Below are 23,525 nucleotides of genomic sequence, written 5' to 3' on the forward strand. Positions count from 1 at the left end.
CAAAGAATATGCTGATAAATAAGCTGATGAAAAAATTAAGTGAGCGAATGTGCCTAATAAATTGGCTAAACATGCTGATGCAAATCAATAAATCGATGAGATCCCGCTAACGATCGTCAGAGAGGCGGCGGCCATCACAAAAGCGCAGGGGGAAAAGAACGGTCCTTTTTGCGCGTAAATCAGGATTTTGCCTAATGTCGTTAAGGTTATATTAAGATTATATTTGTTACTTTAATCCGCTTTAATATAGATATTGGTAATAGAGAAGTGTTAAGACTACGTCAGTTCGTACTGTTTTCCTTTGGTTTTCTGGGGTTTTTGCTCGCCTGTGGCCCGGCTAACGCGTCATTTTCTTCGACGATTCGCGACGGTTACGACACCTTAAGCGATAACGTCGCGCAAACCTGGCAGCAGCCTGAACACTACGATCTGTATGTGCCCGCGATTACCTGGCATGCCCGCTTTGCTTACGACAAAGAAAAGACCGACAAGTATAACGAGCGTCCCTGGGGGGCGGGGTTCGGCGCATCGCGCTGGGATGAGAAAGGCAACTGGCATGGCCTGTATCTGATGGCGTTTAAGGACTCCTTTAACAAATGGGAGCCTATCGGCGGCTATGGCTGGGAAAAAACCTGGCGTCCGCTGGCGGACGATAATTTTCATCTTGGGCTGGGCTACACGCTGGGCGTGACGGCGCGTGATAACTGGAAGTACATCCCGATTCCGGTGGTATTACCTTTGGCATCAATCGGTTATGGCCCCGCAACTTTTCAGATGACCTATATCCCGGGGACCTACAATAACGGCAACGTCTACTTTGCGTGGGCCCGCTTTCAGTTTTAAATTTGGCATAACTTAGCCACAAATGAGATAAACCGTTTGTCCTGTGGAAAAACAACAACTAAAGCGTGACCTCCTAAAAAAGATAGCGACTTTTGTCACTTTTTAGCAAAGTTGGACTGGACAAAAGGCACCACAATTGATGTACTGGTGTCCGACACAGTATTAGTGTCGTTTTTTCATATAAAGGTAATTTTGATGTCTAAGATTAAAGGTAACGTTAAGTGGTTTAATGAGTCCAAAGGATTCGGTTTCATTACTCCGGAAGATGGCAGCAAAGATGTATTCGTACACTTCTCTGCAATCCAGTCCAACGGTTTCAAAACTCTGGCTGAAGGTCAGCGTGTAGAGTTCGAAATCACTAACGGTGCCAAAGGCCCTTCTGCTGCAAACGTAAACGCTATCTAAGCCTTGCGTCAGTAGAATATAAAAACCCGCGTTTAGCGGGTTTTTTTTCGCCTGTTGCTAGCGGCTGGCGGCGTGAGAAAAGAGCCAGAATGCTGCGGCGGTCATGGCGAATGAACCCAGCAGGTTGACCAGAATGTTCAGCAGCGCCCAGCTGATGCGGCCCTGCTGCAGCAGGAAGACAACCTCGGCGGAAAACGTGGAAAAGGTGGTCAGACCGCCGCAGAAACCGGTGGTGATCAGCAGCTTCCACATCGGGTCAATATCCGTCAGGCGATTAAACCACGCCAGCCCGGCACCAATAATAAACGCGCCCAGCAGGTTGGCGGTGAGTGTGCCAATGGGTATGGCATGATGCATCGGATTGAACTTCATTCCTAACCACCAGCGTAATACGCTGCCGGTACCGCCGCCGACAAAAACGGCTAAAAGTAGTTGTGACACTGTCGTTCCCTGCTATTTGGTTAATATAGGGATTTAAGTTTAACGCGCAAAATACGTGGCTGGCTACGAATTACCTGACGGGAGACGAAGATGTTGGTTGCTGCTGGACAATTTGCTGTAACGCCAGACTGGCGAATCAATGCGCAAACCTGCGTGACGCTGATGGAGCAGGCGGCCGGGCTGGGAGTTGCATTGCTGGTTTTACCGGAAGCCCTGCTGGCTCGTGACGACAATGACCCGGATTTATCGGTAAAATCGGCGCAGGCGATAGACGGCGGCTTTATGCAGCGGCTACGCGAGGAGAGCCGGAATAATAACCTGACCACGATCCTGACGTTACACGTGCCGTCTGGCGACGGTCGTGCGAGCAACACGCTGGTGGCGATACGCCAGGGTGAGGTGATTGCCCAATATCAGAAGCTCCACCTGTACGATGCGTTTAATATGCAGGAGTCACGGCTGGTTGATGCCGGGCAACACATCCCCCCGCTGATTGACGTCAACGGCGTGCAGGTCGGGCTGATGACCTGCTACGATCTACGCTTTCCCGAGCTGGCGTTAGCGCTGGCGCTTAAGGGGGCTGAGGTGCTGGTTTTACCCACCGCATGGGTACGAGGACCGCTGAAGGAGCATCATTGGGCCACGCTGCTGGCCGCCCGAGCGCTGGATACCACCTGCTATATTGTGGCGGCTGGCGAGTGCGGAACGCGTAATATTGGCCAGAGCCGTATTATCGACCCCCTGGGAACGACGCTGGCGGGAGCGGCGGACAGGCCGCAGCTGATCATGGCCGATATTTCGCTGGACGCACTGCGCCAGGTTCGCGAGCGTTTGCCGGTGTTGCAGAACCGTCGTTTTGCGCCACCGCAATTATTGTGATGTTTTTTTAAACAAGGCTTGATTCACCTTGTTACAGATTGCTATTGTGTCCGCGCGTCAAATAGCCGTTAATTGTTCGCGTGTATGATGGCGTATTCGCAGCTTGTTTTAGAGAAGAAGGTTAGCTATGGGTGAGATTAGTATTACCAAACTGCTGGTTGTCGCAGCACTGATTATTTTAGTGTTTGGTACCAAAAAACTACGTACGCTGGGTGGAGACCTGGGTTCCGCTATCAAAGGCTTTAAGAAAGCCATGAACGACGATGACGATAGCGCGAAGAAAACCAGTGCGGAAGAAGAAACTCCGGCACAGAAGCTCTCTCATAAAGAGTAATTAACGGCGCCTTCCCCGACGACGGGAGGGGCTAACCGACAGGCGCGAGTCTGAAGGTGAAAGAGGCTGCAACGACGACCGTTGCGGCCTCTTTTTATTGCCTGCAATCGGCGCAGTATAAAAAAGTGCAAGCAAGTGTTACCAGATAAGTGGGGCAGGCGGCAAAGAAAGCGGTGAAGTGGGGGATAAACGGACCGCTGCGTGAGGTGTTCCACGCAGCGGTCGGGGGAGGCGAAACTTATTTCACTTCCATCCCTTTGGCTTGCAGGTCGGCATGGTAAGACGAACGAACGAACGGACCGCAGGCGGCATGGGTGAAGCCCATTGCCAACGCTTCGGCTTTCATCTCTTCAAACTCATCCGGGCTGACGTAGCGCTGAACCGGCAGGTGGTGACGGCTTGGCTGCAGGTACTGGCCTAAAGTCAGCATTGTCACGCCGTGGCGACGCAGGTCGCGCATGACGTCGATAATCTCTGCGTTGGTCTCACCCAGACCGACCATCAGACCCGATTTGGTCGGGATCTGCGGGTGCGCTTCTTTAAAACGCTCCAGCAGCTTCAGCGACCAGTTGTAATCGGCGCCTGGACGAACCTGGCGATACAGACGCGGCACGTTTTCCAGGTTGTGGTTAAACACGTCCGGTGGAGTCACCTTGAGAATATCCAGCGCCCGATCCATACGTCCACGGAAGTCAGGGACCAGAGTCTCGATCTTAATCGATGGGCTTTTCTCACGAATAGCGCTGATGCAATCGGCAAAGTGCTGGGCGCCGCCATCGCGCAGATCGTCGCGGTCAACGGAAGTGACCACGACATAGCGCAGACCCATATCGGCGATAGTCTGCGCCAGTTTCTGCGGCTCATTGGCATCCGGGGTAACCGGACGGCCGTGTGCAACGTCACAGAACGGGCAGCGGCGGGTACAAATCGCGCCGAGGATCATAAAGGTTGCTGTTCCGTGGTTGAAGCATTCCGCAAGGTTCGGGCAAGAAGCTTCTTCGCACACGGAGTGCAGACCGTTCTTACGCATCGCTGCTTTGATACCCTGGATACGGGACGAGTCAGCCGGAAGTTTGATTTTCATCCATTCCGGTTTTCTGAGCAGAGCTTCACGCTCAGTTGCCACGTTTTTCACCGGGATAAGGGCCATTTTATCGGCGTCGCGGTACTTAACACCGCGTTCCATCACAATGGGTTTACTCATAGCGTGCGTGTTCCAGTTGCGAGTCACGAAGGAAAGCGAATCAATTCAAGGAAATGTTGTATTTATCAACTATTTTTGAATTAAGGACAGGCAGTATACCATTGAAATGGGACAGAAAGCAGCCTACCTGTTCGGCAAATTGTAAAATAGTTGTTGTTTTATGCTTATCCTCACGTGCTTTATTGTTTAAATGCCGGTAGAGCCGCGTCGAGCTTCTTGTCAGGCAACGGCTCCTGCGCGCGACGGGTAAACTGTCGCGCCCCGGCAAGGCGGGCGAGCATTATGCTGCGGCAATAAATTCGTGCGGCGGGTTGCCCAGCAGGGTCAGCAGGTTAGCGACCAGATGTGGAGCTACCTCCAGCGGCTGAACATCCGGCCGCCACTGACGCATTTGCGCCATCTCCATTCCGGCGTAGCCGCAGGGGTTGATGCGCAGAAACGGCGACAGGTCCATGGCGATATTCAGCGCCAGGCCGTGGAAGGAACACCCTTTACGGATGCGCAAACCGAGGGAGCAGATTTTTTGCTCGCCGACATACACGCCGGGCGCATCGGCGCGCGGGTGGGATTCAAGCCCATACTCCGCCAGCGTATTGACCACGGTCTGCTCTAACAGCGTCACCAGTTCGCGCACGCCCAGCTTGCGGCGCTTGAGATTCAGGAGCACGTACATTACCTGTTGCCCCGGGCCGTGATAGGTCACCTGGCCGCCGCGATCGCTTTGAATCACCGGAATATCGCCCGGAACCAGCACATGTTCGGCTTTGCCCGCCTGGCCCTGAGTAAAGACCGGATGATGTTCGACCAGCCAGATTTCATCCGGCGTCGCGTCATCGCGGGCGTCGGTAAATTGGTGCATCGCCTGCGAGACTGGTTCGTAAGGTTGCAGGCCAAGTTGCCGGATAAGGATTTTGTTATGCTGCAAAACAACGTCTCCGCAGAGAGAGAAGTGACTTAGGGGGGCGAGTATATCACAGCAAAGCGGGGGGAGAGAGATGACCCGGCACGGGGCCGGGTCGCGGAATGGGTTACAGCACCATCCGGACAATGTCGATATTGCCCAGCTCTTCGTACAGGGTTTCAACCTGTTCGATATGGGTCGCGTTGATGGTGATGGAGACCGAGTGGTAGTTACCTTTGCTGCTCGGCTTTACCTGCGGGGAGTAATCACCAGGCGCATGGCGCTGTACCACTTCCACCACCTGATCAACCAGCTCAGGCAACGCCTGCCCCATTACTTTGTAAGTAAATGGAGTAGGGAATTCAAGCAGTTCGTTAAGTTTGGTTTTCATGTCAGCTCCGGTGTTACGACAAAAAATAATAACTCCCACAGGGGTGGGAGTTATCAGGTTACTTAGATAGTAAGTATATGGGGATGTAAATCACACTTTCAAGCGTTCGATTTTTAACCAAACCAGTGGTGGAACATTAACTTAATGTAATCAATCATTTTGCCGAAGAAATTACCTTCAGGAATTTCTTGCAGGACCACCAGCGGGCGCTGATCGATCGTCTTGCCATCCAGCTGGAAGTTAATGGTACCGACCACCTGATTTTTCTGCAGCGGCGCGTGCAGTTCGGTATTGTTCAGGACGTAGCTGGCCTTCAGGTCTTTCATCCGGCCGCGCGGGATGGTCAGATAAACGTCTTTGTCGACCCCCAGCGAGGCGCGATCGCTATCGCCAAACCAGGCCGGTTCAGAAGAGAACTCTTTGCCGGCTTTCAGCGGGTTAACGGTTTCGAAGAAGCGGAAGCCCCAGGTCAGCAGCTTTTTGCTTTCAGATTCACGGCCTTTATAAGTACGACCGCCCATCACGGCGGAGATCAGGCGCATCTGGCCTTCGGTGGCGGAGGCCACAAGGTTATAACCCGCTTTGTCGGTGTGGCCGGTTTTAATTCCGTCGACGTTCAGGCTGTTATCCCACAGCAGACCGTTACGGTTCAGCTGGCGAATGCCGTTGAAGGTAAACTCTTTTTCTTTATAGATGGTGTATTCGTTCGGCACGTCGCGGATCAGCGCCTGGCCAATCAGCGCCATATCGCGCGCGGAGCTGTACTGACCTTCGGCATCCAGGCCGTGAACGGTCTGGAAGTGGCTGTTCTTCAGGCCCAGCGCGTTGACATAGCTGTTCATCAGGCTGACGAATGCATCCTGGCTACCGGCGACATAGTCGGCCATCGCCACGCAGGCGTCGTTCCCGGACTGCAGGTTGATCCCGCGGATCAGCTGAGAAACCGGGACCTGCATACCAGGCTTAAGGAACATCAATGAAGAGCCTTTGAATACCGGGTTGCCGGTCGCCCACGCATCGTTACCCACCGTGACCAGATCGGATTCTTTAAACTTACCCGCTTTCATGGCCTGGCCGATAACGTAGCTGGTCATCATTTTGGTCAGACTTGCCGGGTCGCGACGGGCATCGGCGTTATTCTCCGCCAGCACTTTGCCCGAATTGTAATCGATAAGGATCCATGATTCGGCATCAATCTGCGGGGCGCCTGGGATCATGGTTTTGAGATTCAGGTCATCGGCGTGGGCAGCGGAAGAGAGTGCTGCAACGGAGAGGGCCGTAACGAGTAAACGTGCGGTGAAAGAGGTCTTCATGGTGTGAACAACGGCATCCGTGATGAAGTTAAAAAAGTGCCCTACTATAACAAATGCTCTGTGGACCGGCATCCGACATTGCGCATGACTTTGTTAATGACTTTGTCATGCGCATAGTCCCGCGGACAACGGTCCTGCGTGTTTAGTTGGCGTGAGTAATAAATGATTGCAGCTGCGCTTCGCTTTGCAGGCGCTGCTGTACGGTGCTGGCCTGCGCTTTACTGCCGAACGGACCTAGCTGAATGCGCCACACCGCGCCGTTCTGCACAACACGGCCAGGCACGGAAAACTGCTGGCTGAGGCGCTGCTGATATTGCTGCGCGCGGCCCCGATCGCTGACGGCACCGACCTGCACGACAAAGTCGCCGCTGGCGGAGGCCGCGGAGGCGGCGACCGCGGTCGTTGCGGCAGCCGCCGCAGGCGCTGCAGGGGTTACGCTGCCTTGAATAGAGCCGGGAGCGGTGACCGGGGCCGCCTGAACGACGGGTTCGCTGCTTTCCAGCACGCCGTTATTCAGCGGCGTCGGCGCGCCGAGGAAGCCGCTGCTGTTTACCGGTGCGCCGACGCTATCTTCCGGCTTCAGCGTCGAATTGCTGATCGGGCGAACGTCGGCTTGCGTCGGCTGATCGGGCGAGACGCTGGTGCCGCCGTCAAGATCCGGACGCGCCGGTAAGGCATAGGTTTGTTTCGCGACGGTGGTACAGGCCATTCCCGGGCCTGAGAGCGAGCCGTCCGGCGCGACGATGATCGGATCGATGCGCACTTTGGTGTTATTCGAGGTGTTCAGACGATCGGCGGAGGCGCGTGAGAGCGAAATGACGCGATCGTTGCCATACGGCCCGCGATCGTTAATCCGCACCACGATCATCCGACCGTTCGCCACGTTAGTCACCCGCACATAGCTGGGAATCGGCAGCGTAGGGTGCGCGGCGGTCAGCTGCGTCGGGTCGAAGGCTTCGCCGGAGGCGGTCAGGTTGCTGTTGGGTTCCGCGTCATAAATGGCGGCCAGACCGGTCTGGGTAAAGTTAGACGGATCCTGGACGATTTTATAGCGCTTGCCATCGCGCTCATAATCCTGATTCGCCGTCGCATTCGGCGTCTCATAATGCGGATCGGCGCCGCTGATTTCCACGCTCGGGCCATTACACACTGCCGGCTGCGGAGTGCTGACCGTTTTCTGTTGAACGTCTTCACCCGAACATGCCGCCAGCAGCCCCGCTGCTATGCAGATCCCCAGCCATTGCTTACGCATCGCGAACCCCTTAAACGCTTTTCGACAACATTTTTCTGTGGGTATGGATCGACATCACGATACCAAACCCGGCCATCAATACGATCAGGGCTGAGCCCCCATAGCTGACCAGCGGCAACGGTACCCCCACCACTGGTAAAATACCACTCACCATACCAATATTTACGAAGACATAAACGAATAAAATCAACATTAAACCACCGGCCATGACCCGGCCGAAGGTGGTTTGCGCCTGGGCGGCGATCCACAGCCCGCGCATAATAAGCAGGATATACAGCGCCAGCAGCACCAGAACCCCAATCAGGCCAAGCTCTTCGGCGAGCACCGCGAAGATAAAGTCGGTATGGCGCTCCGGCAGGAATTCCAGCTGCGACTGGGTACCGTGCAACCAGCCTTTGCCGCGTAGGCCGCCGGAACCAATGGCGATTTTCGACTGGATAATGTGATAGCCGGCACCCAGCGGGTCGGTCTCCGGGTCAAGCAGCATCATCACGCGCTGCCGCTGATAATCATGCATCAGGAAGAACCATAAAATCGGGATAAAGGCGGCCACCAGCACGACCGCCACGCCGATCAGACGCCAGCTTAATCCGGAGAGGAACAGCACGAAGAGGCCTGACAGGGCGATCAAAATAGAGGTGCCGAGGTCGGGCTGCGCGGCGACCAGCAGGGTGGGCAGGAAAATCAGCACCAGCGCAATGGCGGTATTCTTCAGCGAAGGCGGACAGACATCGCGGTTGATGAAGCGCGCTACCATCAGCGGCACGGCGATTTTGGCAATTTCCGACGGCTGAAAGCGAACGACGCCGAGATCGAGCCAGCGCTGCGCGCCTTTGGAAATGGCGCCGAAGGCATCGACCGCCACCAGCAGGATAATACAGAAGATGTAGAGATAGGGCGCCCAGCCTTCATACACCCGCGGCGGAATTTGCGCCATGACGATCATGATCACCACGCCCATGGCGATCTGGCCAATTTTGCGCTCCATCATCCCGATATCCTGGCCGCTGGCGCTCCAGATAACCAGCGCGCTGTAGGTCAACAGCGCCAGCAAAATCAGCACCATCGTCGGGTCGAGATGGATTTTATCCCATAGCGATTTTTTATTCGGATTATCAGTCATTATTGATCCTCCCCCGCCGTTACCGCCGGGTTTTCACTCGGCAGATTGGTGTTGTTATCACCCAGCATAATGTGGTCGAGAATCTGGCGCATAATGGTACCGACCGCCGGGCCGGCACCGCCGTTCTCAAGAATGATAGCGACAGCAACCTGGGGGTTGTTATAAGGGGCAAACGCCGTCATCAGTTTATGGTCACGCAGACGTTCGGCGATTCTGTGTGCGTTATACGTTTCATTGGCCTTCAGGCCAAAGACCTGCGCCGTACCGGATTTCGCCGCAATTTTATAAGGCGCGCTGGCGAAGTATTTATGCGCGGTACCGTTGCCGCGGTTAGCCACGCCAAACATCCCATCCTTGGCGATTTCCCAGAAGCCGGAGTGAATATCGCCGACCGGCGGCTCGTGCGGCTGCACCCACGGCACCTGTTTGCCATCTTCAACGGTGCTTTGCAGCAGGTGCGGCACTTTTACCACGCCGTCGTTAATCAGGATCATCAACGCTTTGTTCATCTGAATCGGCGTTGCGGTCCAGTAGCCCTGGCCGATGCCAACCGGAATGGTGTCGCCCTGATACCAGGGTTTCTTAAAGCGCTTCAGCTTCCATTCACGGGTGGGCATATTCCCGGATCGCTCTTCCGACAGATCGATGCCGGTATAGTGACCGTAGCCGAATTTACTCATCCATTCGGAGAGGCGGTCGATCCCCATATCATAGGCAACCTGGTAGAAATAGGTATCCGCCGACTCTTCCAGCGCTTTGGTGACGTTCAGGTGTCCGTGGCCCCATTTTTTCCAGTCGCGATAGCGTTTATCCGAGCCGGGCAGCTGCCACCAGCCGGGATCGAACAGGCTGGTATTGCGGGTGATGACATTCGCGCTCAGCGCCGATACCGCGACATAGGGCTTCACCGTCGACGCCGGCGGATAGACCCCCTGCGTCGCGCGGTTGACCAGCGGGGTATTCGGGTCGTTCAGCAGGCCGGAGTAATCTTTGCTGGAGATCCCGTCAACGAACAGGTTCGGGTCGTAGCTTGGGGTGGAAACCAGCGCGAGGATGCTGCCGCTGCGCGGGTCGGTGACCACCACCGCGGCGCGGCTACCGGCCAGCAGCGTCTCGATATACTGCTGCAGCTTAAGATCGAGGGTTAAATAGATATCGCGCCCGGCCTGCGGCGGCACCTCTTTGAGCTGACGAATGACGCGGCCGCGGTTGTTGACTTCAACCTCTTCATAACCGGTCTGACCGTGCAGGACATCTTCATAGTAGCGTTCGATACCGAGCTTGCCGATATCGTGCGTTGAGGCGTAGTTCGCCAGCTTGCCTTCTTTATCCAGGCGCTCGACGTCTTTATCGTTAATTTTTGAGACGTAGCCGATAACGTGGGTAAGGGCGGAGTTATAGGGGTAGTAGCGGCGTTTATAGCCTTTGACTTCGACGCCGGGAAAGCGGTACTGGTTAACCGCGAAGCGGGCGACCTGTACTTCGCTGAGGTTCACCTTGACGGGAATCGAGGTGAAGCGATGGGAACGCGCGCGCTCTTTTTTGAAGCCGGCAATATCATCGTCGGTCAGATCGATCACATCGCGCAAGGCATCCAGCGTTTGCTGCACGTTATCCACTTTTTCCGGCATCATCTCCAGCTGGTAGATGGTGCGGTTCAGCGCCAGCGGCGTGCCGTTACGGTCATAGATAATGCCGCGGCTTGGCGGAATGGGAACCAGCTTGATGCGGTTTTCATTGGAACGCGTCTGATAGTCGGTGTAGCGAACGATCTGCACGTTATAAAGATTGGCAACCAGTATGCCGGTAAGCAGCAAAATCCCCAAAAAAGCGACCAGCGCCCGGCGCACGAACAGCGAGGATTCAGCCGAATAGTCGCGGAAAGAATTCTGTAATTTCATTCGCTGCTTAGTCTACCCTGGTCATCATTATTCACGGTGGTAAGGGTGGTTGGTGGTAATGCTCCACGCCCGATACAGGCTCTCAGCGACCAGTACGCGTACCAGCGGATGAGGCAAGGTGAGCGTGGAGAGCGACCAACTCTGTTCCGCTGCTGCTTTACACGCCGGAGAGAGGCCCTCCGGGCCGCCAATGAGCAGGCTGACATCGCGGCCATCCTGTTTCCAGCGTTCCAGTTCACGCGCCAGCTGCGGCGTATCCCACGGTTTCCCCGGAATATCCAGGGTCACGATGCGGTTTTTGCCCGCGGCCGCCAGCATCATTTCGCCCTCTTTTTCGAGGATCCGCTTGATGTCCGCATTTTTACCGCGTTTACCGGCGGGAATTTCCAGCAGCTCGAACGGCATATCTTTTGGAAAACGGCGCACGTATTCACTAAAGCCGGTCTGCACCCAGTCCGGCATTTTGGTGCCAACGGCCACCAGTTGCAGCTTCACGCATTAACTCCAGAGTTTTTCCAGCTCGTACAGACGACGGCTCTCTTCCTGCATGACGTGAACCATGACATCGCCGAGATCGACAACAATCCAGTCGGCGGCGCTTTCACCCTCAACGCCCAGCGGCAGCATACCGGCGGCGCGAGACTCCTGCACCACGTGGTCGGCGATGGACATGACGTGGCGCGTGGAGGTGCCGGTGCAAATAATCATGCAATCTGTAATGCTGGATTTGCCTTGAACGTCAATGGCAACGATGTCCTGACCTTTCAGGTCATCAATTTTGTCGATAACAAAATCCTGGAGTGCTTTACCCTGCAAGAGTTCCCCCTGGGTGAGTGAAGTTTGATAATAATAAACAGCCTGACAGTATACCTGAACTGGTGTAAAAGTCGGGATAAATGTCGGCCGACAGGCGTTGAAGGCGGCTATCATCCCATCCATCGCCCGCGATTGCATCGCCATTTTTGTAAAACAATTTCTGCCTGCATGGATTGGCGGATGCGTTCAGGCTGCGGAGAATAACAGCCTGCTCTGACCTGTCAATGGTCTGCGCGGAATTCTTCTTCCCTCTGCCAGACGGCCTGGCTATTTAGTACCCGCAGCGTGACGAAATCATGGCGCAGATCGAATGCGCTCCATGCGCCATGCGCGATAGGGAAATGCCACATCGCCGCCGCCGGCAGCTGTAGCAACCGCGCGATTAGCAGGCTCAGAACCCCCTGATGGCCGACGATCAGCAGATGGTCAAGGTGCTGGTACTGCGGCAGCTTATCCACAACGGTGTCGACGCGGCGGGCGAAAGTCTGAAAGTCCTCGCCGTTAGTGGGCGCGCTATGCTGCCAGTCCGCGCACCAGGCGGCATAGTTTTCCGCATCTTCACGCTGTAAATCCCGATGGTGGCGCATTTCCCAATCACCGAAAAACATCTCATTGAGTTCAGGGACAATCTGGCGGGGAATTTCGCGGCCGCCGAGGAGCAGGCTGGCGGTACGTTGGGTCCGTTCCAGCTCACTGCACAACACGAGGTCGAACGGCACCGCCTGCAAGCGTTGGCCGAGGGTTTGCGCCTGCATGACGCCGCGCTCGGTCAACGGGGTAGGGGCGTGTCCGCTATAGAGGCCGGCTGCATTGGCCTGGGTTTCGCCATGACGAACTAACCATAATCTCACTATCGTAAGGCCTTCTGGCAACGTGAATGATGCTGAGTATAAGCCAAACGACACGGCGCTGGCAGATCCGCGGCCGGGGCTGCCTTAGCGAAGGGTTAGCAATAGAGCTTTTGCTGGTGGATATACTCCAGCACCGCGGCGGGCAGCATATCGGCGCAGGATTCACCCTGCTCCAGGCGCTGACGAATCAGGGTGGCTGAAATATCAAACCATGGCGTCTCCGCCAGGTAGATCGCGCCGGCTGGGCGGCTGTGCAGCAGTTCAACGTCGTGAGTTAAATGCGCATCCAGCCACTGCTGATCTTCATCACGCTTCATGACCAGCGGATACCCCGGGCGTCGGCAGACGATCAGATGCGCATTATCGAGAATCGTGGCGTAATTGTGCCAGGTCGGGAAGGTCAGCAGCGAGTCCTGGCCAATAATAAACGCCAGCGGCCGCTTCGGGCCTTGCTCCTGTCGCCACTCTTCAAGGGTTTGCGCGGTCCAGGAGGGCGTCTGCCGCTGCAGCTCGCGCTCATCAAGCACGAACAGGGGCTTATCGGCGATGGCCAGTTCCAGCATATGTTTACGCTGGGCGCCGGTCGCCTCAGGCTGCGGGCGATGTGGCGGCACATTATTCGGCACAATAATCACTTTCCTCAGGCCTATCTGGTTTGCCAGAATCTCGACCGGTTTGAGGTGACCATAATGCACCGGATCGAAGGTGCCGCCGTACATTGCCTGCAACTGAGTCATATCAACCATCAATAAACACGTCCGCCAACGCTTTATGGCAGAGCAATAAAGAGAGACTTTCTAATTCCGGCCAGATGGCGCTGCCGTAATCCTGCTTAAAGGTGATTTCCGCGCGGGTCAGCAGGGTTACGGCCTGGCGCAGCTGGTCATTGCTGAGGCGCGCCAGCGCGTCGCTGAGCAGCTGACGACGATTCTGCCACACCCGATGCTTATCAAACAAAGCGCGCAGCGGCGTCTGGGCCGACTGGCGCTTCAGGTTAACCAGCAGCAGCAGCTCGCGCTGAAGCGTACGCAGCAGAATCGCCGGCTCGCTCCCTTCCAGACGCAGCTGTTGCAGGATATGCAGCACCCGTTTGCTTTTGCCGGCCAGCAGCGCATCCACCCAGTGGTAGGGCGTAAAGTGGGCGGCGTCGTTCACCGCCTGCTCGACGCGCGGCAGCGTGAGTTTGCCATCCGGCCACAGCAGGGAGAGTCGTTCCAGCGCTTGCGCCAGCGCCAGCAGGTTGCCTTCGTAGCAATAGCACAGCAGCTGGCTGGCGGCGTCATCAAGCTGCAAATGATGCTGTTTTGCCCGTGCCGCCAGCCAGCGCGGCAGCTGCGCATGTTCCGGCGTCTGACAGCTGACCTGCACCGCGCGGCTGGCCAGGGCGGTGACCCAGGCGGCGTTTTCCTGCGCTTTAGTCAGCTTATTGCCGCGAACAATCAGCAGCAAATCATCGTGTAGCATGCCAACCAGGGTGGCGAGCTGTTCGTTAATCGCCGCGTTGGGGCCGTTTTCCGGCAGGACGAGGAGTAGCGTCTGACGGCTGGCGAACAGGCTCATTGCCTGGCTAAGCGAGAAGAGGGCGGGCCAGTCGGTACTGGCGTCGATGGTCGCGGTATGGTGTTCGGTAAAGCCCTGAGGCGTAGCCGCTTCGCGAATCGCGTCCTGACTTTCCTGCAGCAGCAGAGGGTCGCTCCCGAGGAGTAAATAGGCCGCGCGCAGCCCTTCGGTGAGCTGCGCGCGGAGTTGTTCAGGGTACAACCGAATCATCAGTTACCCAGCGTGGTGGAGACGCGGTTGCCAGAGGTCGCGGAGGCGGCAGTCGGGGCGACCGTCTTCTCTTCCTCTTTCGTGGCTTCGACATCGGCAACATGGACGCTTGGCAGCTTACGAATCAGCTGTTCTGCGGCTTTGTCGTACATCTCCTGGATGATCATATCCTGCTCGGCATCTTTCGCTAACGCCGCCTGCGGGTTATCGAAGAACGAACGGTAGACCTTGGTGTTGATCGGATAAATATCATGACCCGGGATCAGTACGCTGGCCTGAACCGTCATCACCATCTGGTATTCAGCCGTACGGCCGTCCTGGAAAATGGAGGCCGTGTCTTTCTGAATCGACGATGAATCCAGACGCAGAGAAGGGACATCCTTACGCAGCGTGCTGGCATCGATCAGTTCGACCCCATTCAGGCGCAGCTGATTGCGGAGTGAACGACTCAACGGACCATTCGGATCGCTCGACTGAAAGATCATGGTTTTCATCGCGGTGGGCACCTGGGTGGTGCTCCGCAGATGCCAGCCGCATCCGGCGGTGATTAACACCGCCAGAGATAACAACAATGTTGCCAGATATCGCACGCTTCCTCCTGCGCTTAGCCAACGACCAGATTGAGCAGTTTACCCGGAACGTAGATCACTTTACGTACGGTTACACCGTCGAGATACTTCGCGACCAGATGTTCCTGACCAGCACGTTCACGCACCTGATCTTCGGTGGCATCGACCGGAACGGTAATTTTACCACGAACTTTACCATTAACCTGGACAACCACCAGGGTGGTATTTTCAACCATCGCGCTTTCGTCGGCGACCGGCCACGGTGCGTTATCGATATCGCCTTCACCGCCCAGCTCCCGCCACAGGGTGAAGCAAGCGTGCGGGGTGAACGGGTTGAGCATGCGCACCACCGCCAGCAGAGCCTCACGCATCAGCGCGCGATCCTGCTCGTTTTCCTGCGGCGCTTTCGCCAGTTTGTTCATCAGCTCCATGATCGCGGCGATCGCGGTGTTGAAGGTCTGACGACGGCCGATATCATCGGTGACTTTGGCGATGGTTTTGTGCACATCGCGACGCAGCGCCTGCTGATCTTCGCTCAGGCTGGCAACGTCCAGTGCGGCAACCGCGCCCTGGGTCGCGTGCTCGTAAACCAGTTTCCAGACGCGTTTCAGGAAGCGGTTAGCCCCTTCTACGCCGGATTCCTGCCATTCGAGGGTCATATCTGCCGGAGAGGCGAACATCATAAACAGGCGCACGGTATCCGCGCCGTAGCGCTCAACCATCACCTGCGGGTCGATGCCGTTGTTCTTCGACTTGGACATTTTGCTCATGCCGGTATAGACCAGCTCACGACCTTGCGGATCGTAGGCTTTGACGATACGGCCTTTCTCATCACGCTCAACGCTGGCATCCACCGGGGAGACCCAGTTACGCTCGCCGTTTTCACCCACGTAGTAGAAGGCGTCAGCCAACACCATCCCCTGGCACAGCAGCTGTTTCGCCGGCTCGTCGGAGTTCACCATGCCCGCGTCGCGCATCAGTTTGTGGAAGAAACGGAAGTACAGCAGGTGCATGATCGCATGCTCGATCCCGCCGATATAAATATCGACCGGCAGCCAGTAGTTGGCCGCTTTCGGATCCAGCATGCCGTCGTCGTACTGCGGGCAGGTGTAGCGCGCGTAGTACCAGGAAGATTCCATAAAGGTATCGAAGGTGTCGGTTTCGCGCAGCGCCGGCTGACCGTTTACGGTGGTTTTTGCCCACTCGGGGTCGGCCTTGATCGGGCTGGTGATGCCATCCATGACCACGTCTTCCGGCAGGATAACCGGCAGCTGGTCGTCCGGGGTTGGCATTACGGTGCCGTCTTCCAGCGTCACCATCGGGATCGGTGCGCCCCAGTAACGCTGACGGGAAACGCCCCAGTCGCGCAGACGATAGTTAACTTTACGCTCGCCAACGCCCATGGCCGCCAGTTTATCGGCGATGGCGTTGAAACCGGCTTCATGGCTCAGGCCGTTGAATTCGCCGGAGTTGAACAGCACGCCTTTTTCGGTCAGCGCCTGCGCGGACAGATCCGGTTCCGAACCGTCCGCCGCCAGGATAACCGGCTTAATGTTCAGGCCGTATTTGCTGGCAAATTCGTAGTCGCGCTGATCGTGACCCGGAACGGCCATGACGGCGCCGGTGCCGTATTCCATCAGCACGAAGTTTGCCGCCCAGACCGGAATTTCTTCGCCGGTCAGCGGGTGAATCGCTTTAAAGCCGGTATCGACGCCTTTTTTCTCCATCGTCGCCATTTCGGCTTCTGCGACTTTGGTGTTGCGGCATTCGTCGATAAACGCAGCCAGCTCCGGGTTGGTCGCCGCCGCCTGCTGCGCCAACGGGTGACCCGCGGCAACGGCCAGGTAGGTACAGCCCATGAAGGTATCCGGACGGGTGGTGTAGACGGTCAGCTTGTCGGCGTACTCGTTAACGTTGAAGGAGATTTCTACCCCTTCAGAGCGACCAATCCAGTTGCGCTGCATGGTCTTCACGGTATCCGGCCAGTGATCCAGCTTATCCAGATCGTTCAGCAGCTCGTCGGCGTAGGCGGTGATTTTGATAAACCACTGCGGGATCTCTTTACGCTCCACTTTGGTATCACAACGCCAGCAGCAGCCGTCGATAACCTGTTCGTTGGCGAGTACGGTCTGGTCGTTCGGGCACCAGTTCACCGCCGAGGTCTTCTTGTACACCAGCCCTTTTTTATACAGCTCGGTGAAGAATTTTTGCTCCCAGCGGTAATATTCCGGGGTGCAGGTCGCCACTTCACGGCTCCAGTCATAGCCGAAGCCCAGCTTTTTCAGCTGGTTTTTCATGTAGGCGATGTTGTCGTAGGTCCACGGGGCCGGGGCGGTGTTGTTTTTTACCGCCGCGCCTTCTGCAGGCAGGCCAAACGCATCCCAGCCGATGGGCTGCAGAACGTTTTTGCCCAGCATACGCTGGTAGCGGGCGATGACGTCGCCGATGGTGTAGTTACGCACGTGGCCCATGTGTAGTCGGCCAGAAGGATAAGGAAGCATCGACAGGCAGTAATACTTCTCTTTGCTCTCGTCTTCAGTGACTTCAAATGTACGATTATCGTCCCAGTGAAGCTGGACTTTCGATTCTATCTCTTCCGGGCGGTATTGCTCTTGCATGGCAGCCAGTGGTCCTGTTTTCAATACAGCTACAAATGTAGCCAATGGATGTGTTATCAGATCGGCATAGCATAGCCCAAACGCCCACGTCAAAACAGCCTTTCGCACATTAACATCGGCAAAAGCGGCGGAGAATATTTAGCGACTCTGTGGGCCAACTGGCAAAGCAGATGGCAAATAACGTCTATTATTAGAAGAAGTTAACCACAGCGGAGGCGAAATGATGAACAAGGTTGCTCAATTCTACCGTGAACTGGTGTCGACGCTCAGTGAACGGCTACGCAATGGAGAGCGCGATATTGACACTCTGGTGGAGCAGGCGCGGGTGAAAATGAGCCACTCCGGTGAGTTAACGCAGCGCGAAGTGGAGTCACTGACCACCGCGGTCAGACGCGATCTCGAAGAGTTCGCGCGCAGCTATGAAGAGAGTCAGGATGAGCTGTCGGACAGCGTATTTATGCGCGTGATAAAGGAAAGTCTGTGGCAGGAGCTGGCGGATATTACCGATAAAACCCAGCTGGAATGGCGCGAGGTGTTCCAGGATCTTAACCATCACGGGGTGTACCACAGTGGGGAAGTGGTGGGGCTGGGGAATCTGGTATGCGAGCATTGTCATTTTCATCTGGCGGTCTATACCCCGGACGTGCTGCCGCGCTGCCCGAAATGCGGCCACGATCAGTTCCAGCGTCGTCCTTTTGAACCCTGATGAGCGAGGTCGATCGCCGCGGGGAAGGGGAGCGGGCGCGCACCGAACGGCGCGCGCCGCAGGATTAATGCAGGATTTTGGCGAGGAAATCTTTTGCGCGTTCGGATTGCGGGTTGGCGAAGAACGCTTCCTTGTCGGCGTCTTCGACAATCTTCCCCTCATCCATAAAGATTACCCGGTTGGCCACCTTACGGGCAAAGCCCATCTCGTGGGTGACCACCATCATCGTCATCCCTTCATTCGCCAGCTCGACCATGACATCCAGCACTTCGTTGATCATCTCCGGATCCAGCGCTGACGTCGGTTCGTCAAACAACATGGCAATCGGATCCATACATAGCGCCCGGGCGATGGCCACACGCTGCTGCTGGCCGCCGGAGAGCTGCGCCGGGTATTTTTCTGCATGGGCGGAGAGGCCCACGCGCTCCAGCAGCTTCAGGCCCTTGGCACGGGAAGCGGCTTTATCGCGGTTGAGCACTTTCACCTGCGCCAGCGTCAGGTTGTCGATAATCGACAGGTGTGGAAACAGTTCAAAGTGCTGGAACACCATCCCCACGCGGGAGCGCAGTTTGGCGAGGTTGGTTTTTTTATCGTTCACCTGGGTGCCGTCAACGGTGATCTCGCCCTGTTGGATCGGCTCCAGCCCGTTAACGGTTTTAATCAGCGTCGATTTCCCGGAGCCAGAAGGCCCGCAAACCACCACCACTTCACCTTTTTTCACTTCCGTGGAGCAGTCGGTCAGCACCTGAAAGTGACCATACCATTTTGAAACGTTTTTCAGGGTAATCATTACACAGTCCTTTTCTTCAACCAGCTGACCAACAGCGATGCGCTGAGACTAATAACAAAATAAACGGCGCCTGCGAACAGGATCATCTCGACCTGGGTTCCGTCACGCTCGCCGATGGTGGAGGCGGTACGGAAGAAGTCGGCCAGGCTCAGGACGTAGACCAGCGAGGTATCCTGAAACAGTACGATGCCCTGAGTGAGCAGTAGCGGGACCATGGCGCGAAACGCCTGCGGCAAAATAATCAGCTTCATGGATTGCCAGTGGGTCATCCCCAGCGCCAGCGCGGCGCTGGACTGGCCGCGGGAAATACTCTGAATACCGGCGCGGATAATTTCCGAATAGTAGGCCGCTTCAAACATCGAGAAGGCCACCATGGCTGAAATCAGCCGGATATCGCTCTTTGGCGACAGGCCCAGCACGTTCTGCAGAAAGCCGGGGACAATCAGATAAAACCACAGCAGCACCATAACCAGCGGGATGGAGCGAAACACGTTGACGTAAGTCCTGGCAAACCACGCCAGCGGCAGGAAGCTCGACAGGCGCATAACCGCCAGCAGCGTCCCCCAGACGATACCGATAATAATGGCGGTCACGGTGATTTTCAGGGTGATAACCAGCCCGGCCAGCAGGTAGGGCATGGAAGGAACGATGGAACTCCAGTCAAAATCGTACATGATTATTTGCCCCCCATATTGCCCGGCAGGCGGACCTTGCGTTCAACCACATACATCACCAGCATAATCACCGCATTAATAAACACGTAGGCAAGGGTAATCGCCGTAAAGGATTCCCAGGCGTGGGCCGAGTAATCCAGCAGCTTGCCCGCCTGCGCCGCCATATCGGCCAGCCCGATGGTCGATGCGATGGCCGAGTTTTTCACCAGGTTCATCATTTCGGAAGTCATCGGCGGCACAATCACGCGATAGGCGTTGGGCAGCAGCACGTAACGATAGGTCTGCGGCAGCGTCAGGCCCATCGCCAGCCCGGCGTTTTTCTGTCCGCGCGGCAGCGACTGAATGGCGGCGCGAACCTGTTCGCATACGCGCGCCGCGGTAAACAGGCCCAGACACATCATCGAAGAGAGAAAGAACTGAATATTGGGATCCAGCTCGGACTTGAACCACATGCCGAGGTTTTCCGGCAGAAGTTCCGGCACCACCAGATACCAGGTAAAGAACTGAACGATCAGCGGGACGTTACGGAACAGTTCGACGTAGCAGGTACCGATGCCCGATAGCCAGCGATTGGGGGCGGTACGCAAAATGCCAAACAGTGAACCAACGAAAAAAGCGATAATCCAGGCGGTGACCGACAGGGCGACGGTGACCTGAAAGCCGCTCCATAGCCAGCCCAGATAGGTAGTGTTGCCGAACGGGGCCTGTTGCAGGAAAATACCCCAGTTCCAGTCTATTGACATAAATGACTCCTGGAAAAAAAAGGGTAGCAGCGCTACCCTCGAAGATCATTGTTCAGCCTGTTTCGGTATTCGCGGCGGCTGGGGAACGACCAGCCACCGTATAGTCTGTCCGTGCTATCACAACGATCGGGAGGGCAGGATTTCCCGCCCCTTGTTTTTTTAATTAGTTAAGAGCTTTGTCGTTAGGTGATTTGAACAGCGCCTTCATGTCGTCAGAGAGTTCGAAGTTCATATTCAGGTTTTTCGGCGGAATCGGGTTTTTGAACCACTTATCGAACCATTTCGCGGCTTCGCCGGAGGTCTGGGCCTGGGCGACGGTCTCATCTACCAGGGCTTTAAACTGCGGGTCATCTTTACGCAGCATACAGCCGTAGGCCTCTTTCGACTGCGGCGTACCGATGATTTCCCAGTTATCCGGTTTCTTCGCTTTCGCGCGTTCGCCGGCCAGCAGCGCATCATCCATCATAAAGGCCACCGCGCGGCCGCTCTCCAGAGTACGGAAGGAGTCGCCGTGGTCTTTCGCGCTGATAATACGCATGTTCATTTTCTTCTCGTCGTTCAGCTTATGCAGCAGAATTTCCGAGGTGGTGCCGGAAGTGACGACCACCGCTTTATCTTTCAGATCCGGGAAGTCTTTAATCGCACCGCCTTTCTTCGCCAGCAGGCGGGTGCCGACGATGAAAATAGTATCGGAGAAAGCCGCTTGCTGCTGACGCTCGAGGTTATTGGTGGTGGAGCCGCACTCAAAGTCATAGGTACCGTTTTGCAGCAGCGGAATACGGTTTTGCGAAGTGACCGGAACCAGTTTGACCTGCAGGTCAGGTTTATTCAGCTTCTTCTTGATGGCATCAACGATAGCGTTGGAGTAGTCCTGGGAGTAACCGACCACTTTTTGCTGATTGTCGTAGTAAGAGAACGGTACGGAGGATTCGCGGTGACCCACGACGATCACGCCGTTTTTGGCGATTTTGTCCAGGGTGCTGCCTGCTGCCGGGGCGGCATCTTCCGCATGCGCCAGACCGGCGGTCATACCCATAACCAGCATTGCTGTAGCCAGTTTACGTAATTGCATATCCAACTCCTTATCCGCAGCGTCACTGACGCTATTGATACCCATTGTGAATGTGTGTGTGCGTTATTATGGCTGCCATATATACGTGCAGCATTTGTATGTGTTTGTTAGCATTTAGTTTGGCTTAATGTAAAGATTTTGCTGTTATATTGTTTATTTTTGCGAACTACTCCGCACCATTTAAAGGCAAAAATCGTTCATTGCACCAAAGTGGAGCGTCACCCGTTCCGTGTCGGTGCAACCGGGTTATACCCGGACGGGATGGCATCGCTACCTGAGTATATTAAGCAATGGTCGTGCCAGTTTGGGGTGAACGGGGGGAGGTGACCCCGGCGACAGGCGTCCGCCGGGGCAGAGCGGAGGTCAATCCGCAGAAAGAAAAGGCTTAGCGGCGGCGCTGACGCAGGCTCATCACCAGTGCGCCAAAAGCAAACAGCGCGGTCAACGCCCACAGCGGCCAGTTACCGGTACGCGCGTACGGCGTCAGGCCGGTGGTCGGGGTGACTTTGGTGGTCAGCACCGCGCGGGTGAACTGCGGGATCATGTCCTGAATTTCGCCGCGTGGGCCGATGACGGCGGTAATACCGTTATTGGTGCTGCGCAGCAGCGGCCGGGCCAGCTCCAGCGCTCGCATCCTCGCCATCTGGAAGTGCTGCCACGGACCGATCGACTTACCAAACCAGGCATCGTTTGAGATGGTCAGCAGGTAGTCGGTATCCGGACGGAAGTTATCCCGCACCTGCTCGCCGAGAATAATTTCGTAGCAGATCGCCGCCGTCAGCTTCATATTATGCGCCATCAGCTGCGGCTGCACGTACGGACCGCGGCTGAAGGAGGACATCGGTAAGTCGAAGAACGGCGCCAGCGGGCGCAGAATGGACTCCAGCGGCACGAATTCACCGAACGGCACCAGATGATTCTTGTTGTAGCGATCTTTGGAGTCGTAGCTATAAGGATTGTCTTTACCGAGGGTGATGATGGTGTTGTAGGTGTCGTAACGGTTCTTCTGGTTAAGGCGGGCGTCGACGATGCCGGTAATCAGCGAACTGTTTTTCGCCCGCAGCAGATCGTCCATCATGCTCAGGAAATGCTGTTGGTTGATTTCCAGATCCGGGATCGCCGATTCCGGCCAGACGATCAGCTGGGATGTTCCCATATGCGGCTGAGTCAGCTCCAGATAGGTCTTCAGCGTATTGACCAGCTGATTTTCATCCCATTTCAGCGCCTGGGGAATATCTCCCTGTACCAGCGATACCTGGGTCGCACGTTGCGGCTGCAGCTGATACCACTGGATGTCGCGCAGCGGGAAGGGCAGGGTGAACAGCACCGCGGCGGCGATCAGCGGTTTCCAGCGACGTTGCACGAGGGCCAGCACCAGCAGGCCGCTGACCATCATCAACAGGAAGTTAATGGCTTCAACCCCCATTACCGGCGCGAGCCCTTTCAGCGGGCCGTCAATCTGGCTGTAGCCAAACTGCAGCCACGGGAAGCCGGTCAGGATCCAACCGCGCAGGAACTCGGTTATCTGCCAGACGACCGGGGCGGCGATAGCGACGCGAACCCAGCTGGTTTGCGGCCATAAACGCGAAAGCAGGCCGGCGAACAGCCCGGTATACAGCGACATATACGCCGCCAGCAGCACCACGAGGAACACGTTGACCGGGCCCGGCATGCCGCCAAACTGCGCGATACTGACGTAGACCCAGTTGACGCCGGAACCGAATAGCCCCATCCCCCAGAAAAAGCCAATCCAGGCGCCTGACAACGGACGACGATTAAGGGTTAATCCCTGCAGGCCGATTAACGAAATAATCGCCGCCGGCCAGATATCATAAGGAGAAAAAGCCAGCGTTCCGCTGGCTCCGAATAATAGCGCCAGCAGCAGGCGTACGCGCTGGCGTTCGATAAGTGAGGCAAATACCATTTAGG

Annotated in this window: 25 protein-coding genes; 5 read left to right on the forward strand and 20 right to left on the reverse strand. The window is 56.1% G+C overall.

Features of this window, described 5'->3' with window-relative positions; all coding sequences use genetic code 11:
* Positions 1 to 267 precede the first annotated feature (267 nt).
* Together pagP and cspE are read left to right on the forward strand one after the other, a co-directional pair.
* Positions 268 to 843, forward strand: a complete 576-nt coding sequence (gene pagP, locus EDF73_RS10425; RefSeq protein WP_165905688.1) for a lipid IV(A) palmitoyltransferase PagP — start codon at positions 268 to 270, stop codon at positions 841 to 843.
* Positions 844 to 1,038: 195 nt separating this feature from the next.
* Entirely contained in the window at positions 1,039 to 1,248 is a 210-nt protein-coding gene (gene cspE, locus EDF73_RS10430; RefSeq protein ID WP_004859511.1) for a transcription antiterminator/RNA stability regulator CspE, read from the forward strand.
* 57 nt (positions 1,249 to 1,305) lie between these two features.
* Here the strand turns inward: cspE and crcB are convergent, their stop codons facing one another.
* Positions 1,306 to 1,689, reverse strand: coding sequence for a fluoride efflux transporter CrcB (gene crcB / locus EDF73_RS10435; RefSeq protein WP_132728891.1), 384 nt, complete (start codon positions 1,687 to 1,689; stop codon positions 1,306 to 1,308).
* A 90-nt stretch (positions 1,690 to 1,779) separates the two neighbouring features.
* On the opposite strand from crcB, the gene EDF73_RS10440 reads away from it, so the two are divergent.
* Positions 1,780 to 2,568 (forward strand): deaminated glutathione amidase, encoded by a 789-nt coding sequence (locus tag EDF73_RS10440; RefSeq protein WP_132728893.1) that lies wholly within the window; start codon positions 1,780 to 1,782, stop codon positions 2,566 to 2,568.
* A gap of 127 nt (positions 2,569 to 2,695) precedes the next feature.
* On the forward strand, positions 2,696 to 2,902 hold the full coding sequence (gene tatE, locus EDF73_RS10445) for a twin-arginine translocase subunit TatE (RefSeq protein ID WP_041144572.1): 207 nt from the start codon (positions 2,696 to 2,698) through the stop codon (positions 2,900 to 2,902).
* 238 nt (positions 2,903 to 3,140) lie between these two features.
* Here the strand turns inward: tatE and lipA are convergent, their stop codons facing one another.
* From lipA to leuS, 14 genes are all read right to left on the reverse strand, one after another.
* Complete coding sequence (gene lipA / locus EDF73_RS10450; protein WP_132728894.1) at positions 3,141 to 4,106, reverse strand: lipoyl synthase; 966 nt, start codon at positions 4,104 to 4,106, stop codon at positions 3,141 to 3,143.
* A 280-nt stretch (positions 4,107 to 4,386) separates the two neighbouring features.
* Positions 4,387 to 5,031 carry a lipoyl(octanoyl) transferase LipB gene (lipB, locus tag EDF73_RS10460; protein WP_132728896.1) on the reverse strand — a complete coding sequence of 215 codons (645 nt, stop codon included), beginning with the start codon at positions 5,029 to 5,031 and terminating at the stop codon, positions 4,387 to 4,389.
* A gap of 103 nt (positions 5,032 to 5,134) precedes the next feature.
* Positions 5,135 to 5,398 carry a DUF493 family protein YbeD gene (gene ybeD / locus EDF73_RS10465; RefSeq protein ID WP_004859527.1) on the reverse strand — a complete coding sequence of 88 codons (264 nt, stop codon included), beginning with the start codon at positions 5,396 to 5,398 and terminating at the stop codon, positions 5,135 to 5,137.
* Between the two features lie 113 nt (positions 5,399 to 5,511).
* The gene (gene dacA / locus EDF73_RS10470) at positions 5,512 to 6,711 is read right to left on the reverse strand and encodes a D-alanyl-D-alanine carboxypeptidase DacA (protein ID WP_132728897.1); all 1,200 of its coding nucleotides are present in this window, start codon (positions 6,709 to 6,711) and stop codon (positions 5,512 to 5,514) included.
* Between the two features lie 142 nt (positions 6,712 to 6,853).
* On the reverse strand, positions 6,854 to 7,963 hold the full coding sequence (rlpA, locus tag EDF73_RS10475) for an endolytic peptidoglycan transglycosylase RlpA (RefSeq protein WP_132728899.1): 1,110 nt from the start codon (positions 7,961 to 7,963) through the stop codon (positions 6,854 to 6,856).
* Between the two features lie 10 nt (positions 7,964 to 7,973).
* Complete coding sequence (mrdB, locus tag EDF73_RS10480) at positions 7,974 to 9,086, reverse strand: peptidoglycan glycosyltransferase MrdB (protein WP_132728901.1); 1,113 nt, start codon at positions 9,084 to 9,086, stop codon at positions 7,974 to 7,976.
* On the reverse strand, positions 9,086 to 10,987 hold the full coding sequence (gene mrdA, locus EDF73_RS10485; protein WP_132728902.1) for a peptidoglycan DD-transpeptidase MrdA: 1,902 nt from the start codon (positions 10,985 to 10,987) through the stop codon (positions 9,086 to 9,088). The genes mrdB and mrdA overlap by 1 nt, the downstream gene beginning before the upstream one ends.
* A gap of 27 nt (positions 10,988 to 11,014) precedes the next feature.
* Complete coding sequence (gene rlmH, locus EDF73_RS10490; RefSeq protein WP_132728904.1) at positions 11,015 to 11,482, reverse strand: 23S rRNA (pseudouridine(1915)-N(3))-methyltransferase RlmH; 468 nt, start codon at positions 11,480 to 11,482, stop codon at positions 11,015 to 11,017.
* A 3-nt stretch (positions 11,483 to 11,485) separates the two neighbouring features.
* Entirely contained in the window at positions 11,486 to 11,803 is a 318-nt protein-coding gene (gene rsfS, locus EDF73_RS10495; protein ID WP_132728905.1) for a ribosome silencing factor, read from the reverse strand.
* A gap of 221 nt (positions 11,804 to 12,024) precedes the next feature.
* Positions 12,025 to 12,654: an adenosylcobalamin/alpha-ribazole phosphatase gene (locus tag EDF73_RS10500; RefSeq protein WP_132728907.1), complete on the reverse strand. Its 630-nt coding sequence runs from the start codon at positions 12,652 to 12,654 to the stop codon at positions 12,025 to 12,027.
* Positions 12,655 to 12,749: 95 nt separating this feature from the next.
* Positions 12,750 to 13,400: a nicotinate-nucleotide adenylyltransferase gene (gene nadD / locus EDF73_RS10505; protein WP_165905689.1), complete on the reverse strand. Its 651-nt coding sequence runs from the start codon at positions 13,398 to 13,400 to the stop codon at positions 12,750 to 12,752.
* Positions 13,393 to 14,424: a DNA polymerase III subunit delta gene (holA, locus tag EDF73_RS10510; RefSeq protein ID WP_132728909.1), complete on the reverse strand. Its 1,032-nt coding sequence runs from the start codon at positions 14,422 to 14,424 to the stop codon at positions 13,393 to 13,395. The genes nadD and holA overlap by 8 nt, the downstream gene beginning before the upstream one ends.
* Entirely contained in the window at positions 14,424 to 15,014 is a 591-nt protein-coding gene (gene lptE / locus EDF73_RS10515; RefSeq protein ID WP_132728910.1) for an LPS assembly lipoprotein LptE, read from the reverse strand. The genes holA and lptE overlap by 1 nt, the downstream gene beginning before the upstream one ends.
* A gap of 14 nt (positions 15,015 to 15,028) precedes the next feature.
* Positions 15,029 to 17,611, reverse strand: a complete 2,583-nt coding sequence (gene leuS, locus EDF73_RS10520; RefSeq protein WP_132728912.1) for a leucine--tRNA ligase — start codon at positions 17,609 to 17,611, stop codon at positions 15,029 to 15,031.
* 223 nt (positions 17,612 to 17,834) lie between these two features.
* Between leuS and EDF73_RS10525 the strand changes: the two genes are divergently transcribed.
* Complete coding sequence (locus tag EDF73_RS10525; RefSeq protein ID WP_132729037.1) at positions 17,835 to 18,317, forward strand: zinc ribbon-containing protein; 483 nt, start codon at positions 17,835 to 17,837, stop codon at positions 18,315 to 18,317.
* 64 nt (positions 18,318 to 18,381) lie between these two features.
* Here the strand turns inward: EDF73_RS10525 and EDF73_RS10530 are convergent, their stop codons facing one another.
* From EDF73_RS10530 to lnt, 5 genes are all read right to left on the reverse strand, one after another.
* Positions 18,382 to 19,107: an amino acid ABC transporter ATP-binding protein gene (locus tag EDF73_RS10530; protein WP_045854468.1), complete on the reverse strand. Its 726-nt coding sequence runs from the start codon at positions 19,105 to 19,107 to the stop codon at positions 18,382 to 18,384.
* Positions 19,107 to 19,781, reverse strand: coding sequence for a glutamate/aspartate ABC transporter permease GltK (gene gltK / locus EDF73_RS10535; RefSeq protein ID WP_132728914.1), 675 nt, complete (start codon positions 19,779 to 19,781; stop codon positions 19,107 to 19,109). Before gltK ends, EDF73_RS10530 begins: the two co-directional genes overlap by 1 nt.
* Before the next feature lie 2 nt (positions 19,782 to 19,783).
* On the reverse strand, positions 19,784 to 20,524 hold the full coding sequence (locus EDF73_RS10540; RefSeq protein WP_132728916.1) for an amino acid ABC transporter permease: 741 nt from the start codon (positions 20,522 to 20,524) through the stop codon (positions 19,784 to 19,786).
* A 163-nt stretch (positions 20,525 to 20,687) separates the two neighbouring features.
* Complete coding sequence (locus tag EDF73_RS10545; RefSeq protein ID WP_132728918.1) at positions 20,688 to 21,596, reverse strand: amino acid ABC transporter substrate-binding protein; 909 nt, start codon at positions 21,594 to 21,596, stop codon at positions 20,688 to 20,690.
* A gap of 385 nt (positions 21,597 to 21,981) precedes the next feature.
* A complete protein-coding gene (gene lnt, locus EDF73_RS10555) occupies positions 21,982 to 23,520 on the reverse strand; it encodes an apolipoprotein N-acyltransferase (RefSeq protein WP_132728922.1) in 1,539 nt (512 codons plus the stop codon).
* Between the last annotated feature and the right edge of the window lie 5 nt (positions 23,521 to 23,525).

The sequence above is a fragment of the Klebsiella sp. BIGb0138 genome (assembly GCF_004342285.1).
Lineage (GTDB): Bacteria > Pseudomonadota > Gammaproteobacteria > Enterobacterales > Enterobacteriaceae > Klebsiella.

What these genes read in the sequence shown, in the direction of transcription:
- cspE (WP_004859511.1), top strand. Translation starts at nt 1,039, where the DNA reads ATGTCTAAGATTAAAGGTAACGTTAAGTGGTTTAATGAGTCCAAAGGA.
- EDF73_RS10440 (WP_132728893.1), top strand. Translation starts at nt 1,780, where the DNA reads ATGTTGGTTGCTGCTGGACAATTTGCTGTAACGCCAGACTGGCGAATC.
- tatE (WP_041144572.1), top strand. Translation starts at nt 2,696, where the DNA reads ATGGGTGAGATTAGTATTACCAAACTGCTGGTTGTCGCAGCACTGATT.
- lipA (WP_132728894.1), bottom strand. Translation starts at nt 4,106, where the DNA reads ATGAGTAAACCCATTGTGATGGAACGCGGTGTTAAGTACCGCGACGCC.
- ybeD (WP_004859527.1), bottom strand. Translation starts at nt 5,398, where the DNA reads ATGAAAACCAAACTTAACGAACTGCTTGAATTCCCTACTCCATTTACT.
- dacA (WP_132728897.1), bottom strand. Translation starts at nt 6,711, where the DNA reads ATGAAGACCTCTTTCACCGCACGTTTACTCGTTACGGCCCTCTCCGTT.
- rlpA (WP_132728899.1), bottom strand. Translation starts at nt 7,963, where the DNA reads ATGCGTAAGCAATGGCTGGGGATCTGCATAGCAGCGGGGCTGCTGGCG.
- mrdB (WP_132728901.1), bottom strand. Translation starts at nt 9,086, where the DNA reads ATGACTGATAATCCGAATAAAAAATCGCTATGGGATAAAATCCATCTC.
- mrdA (WP_132728902.1), bottom strand. Translation starts at nt 10,987, where the DNA reads ATGAAATTACAGAATTCTTTCCGCGACTATTCGGCTGAATCCTCGCTG.
- nadD (WP_165905689.1), bottom strand. Translation starts at nt 13,400, where the DNA reads ATGGTTGATATGACTCAGTTGCAGGCAATGTACGGCGGCACCTTCGAT.
- holA (WP_132728909.1), bottom strand. Translation starts at nt 14,424, where the DNA reads ATGATTCGGTTGTACCCTGAACAACTCCGCGCGCAGCTCACCGAAGGG.
- leuS (WP_132728912.1), bottom strand. Translation starts at nt 17,611, where the DNA reads ATGCAAGAGCAATACCGCCCGGAAGAGATAGAATCGAAAGTCCAGCTT.
- EDF73_RS10525 (WP_132729037.1), top strand. Translation starts at nt 17,835, where the DNA reads ATGAACAAGGTTGCTCAATTCTACCGTGAACTGGTGTCGACGCTCAGT.
- EDF73_RS10530 (WP_045854468.1), bottom strand. Translation starts at nt 19,107, where the DNA reads ATGATTACCCTGAAAAACGTTTCAAAATGGTATGGTCACTTTCAGGTG.
- gltK (WP_132728914.1), bottom strand. Translation starts at nt 19,781, where the DNA reads ATGTACGATTTTGACTGGAGTTCCATCGTTCCTTCCATGCCCTACCTG.
- EDF73_RS10540 (WP_132728916.1), bottom strand. Translation starts at nt 20,524, where the DNA reads ATGTCAATAGACTGGAACTGGGGTATTTTCCTGCAACAGGCCCCGTTC.
- EDF73_RS10545 (WP_132728918.1), bottom strand. Translation starts at nt 21,596, where the DNA reads ATGCAATTACGTAAACTGGCTACAGCAATGCTGGTTATGGGTATGACC.
- lnt (WP_132728922.1), bottom strand. Translation starts at nt 23,520, where the DNA reads ATGGTATTTGCCTCACTTATCGAACGCCAGCGCGTACGCCTGCTGCTG.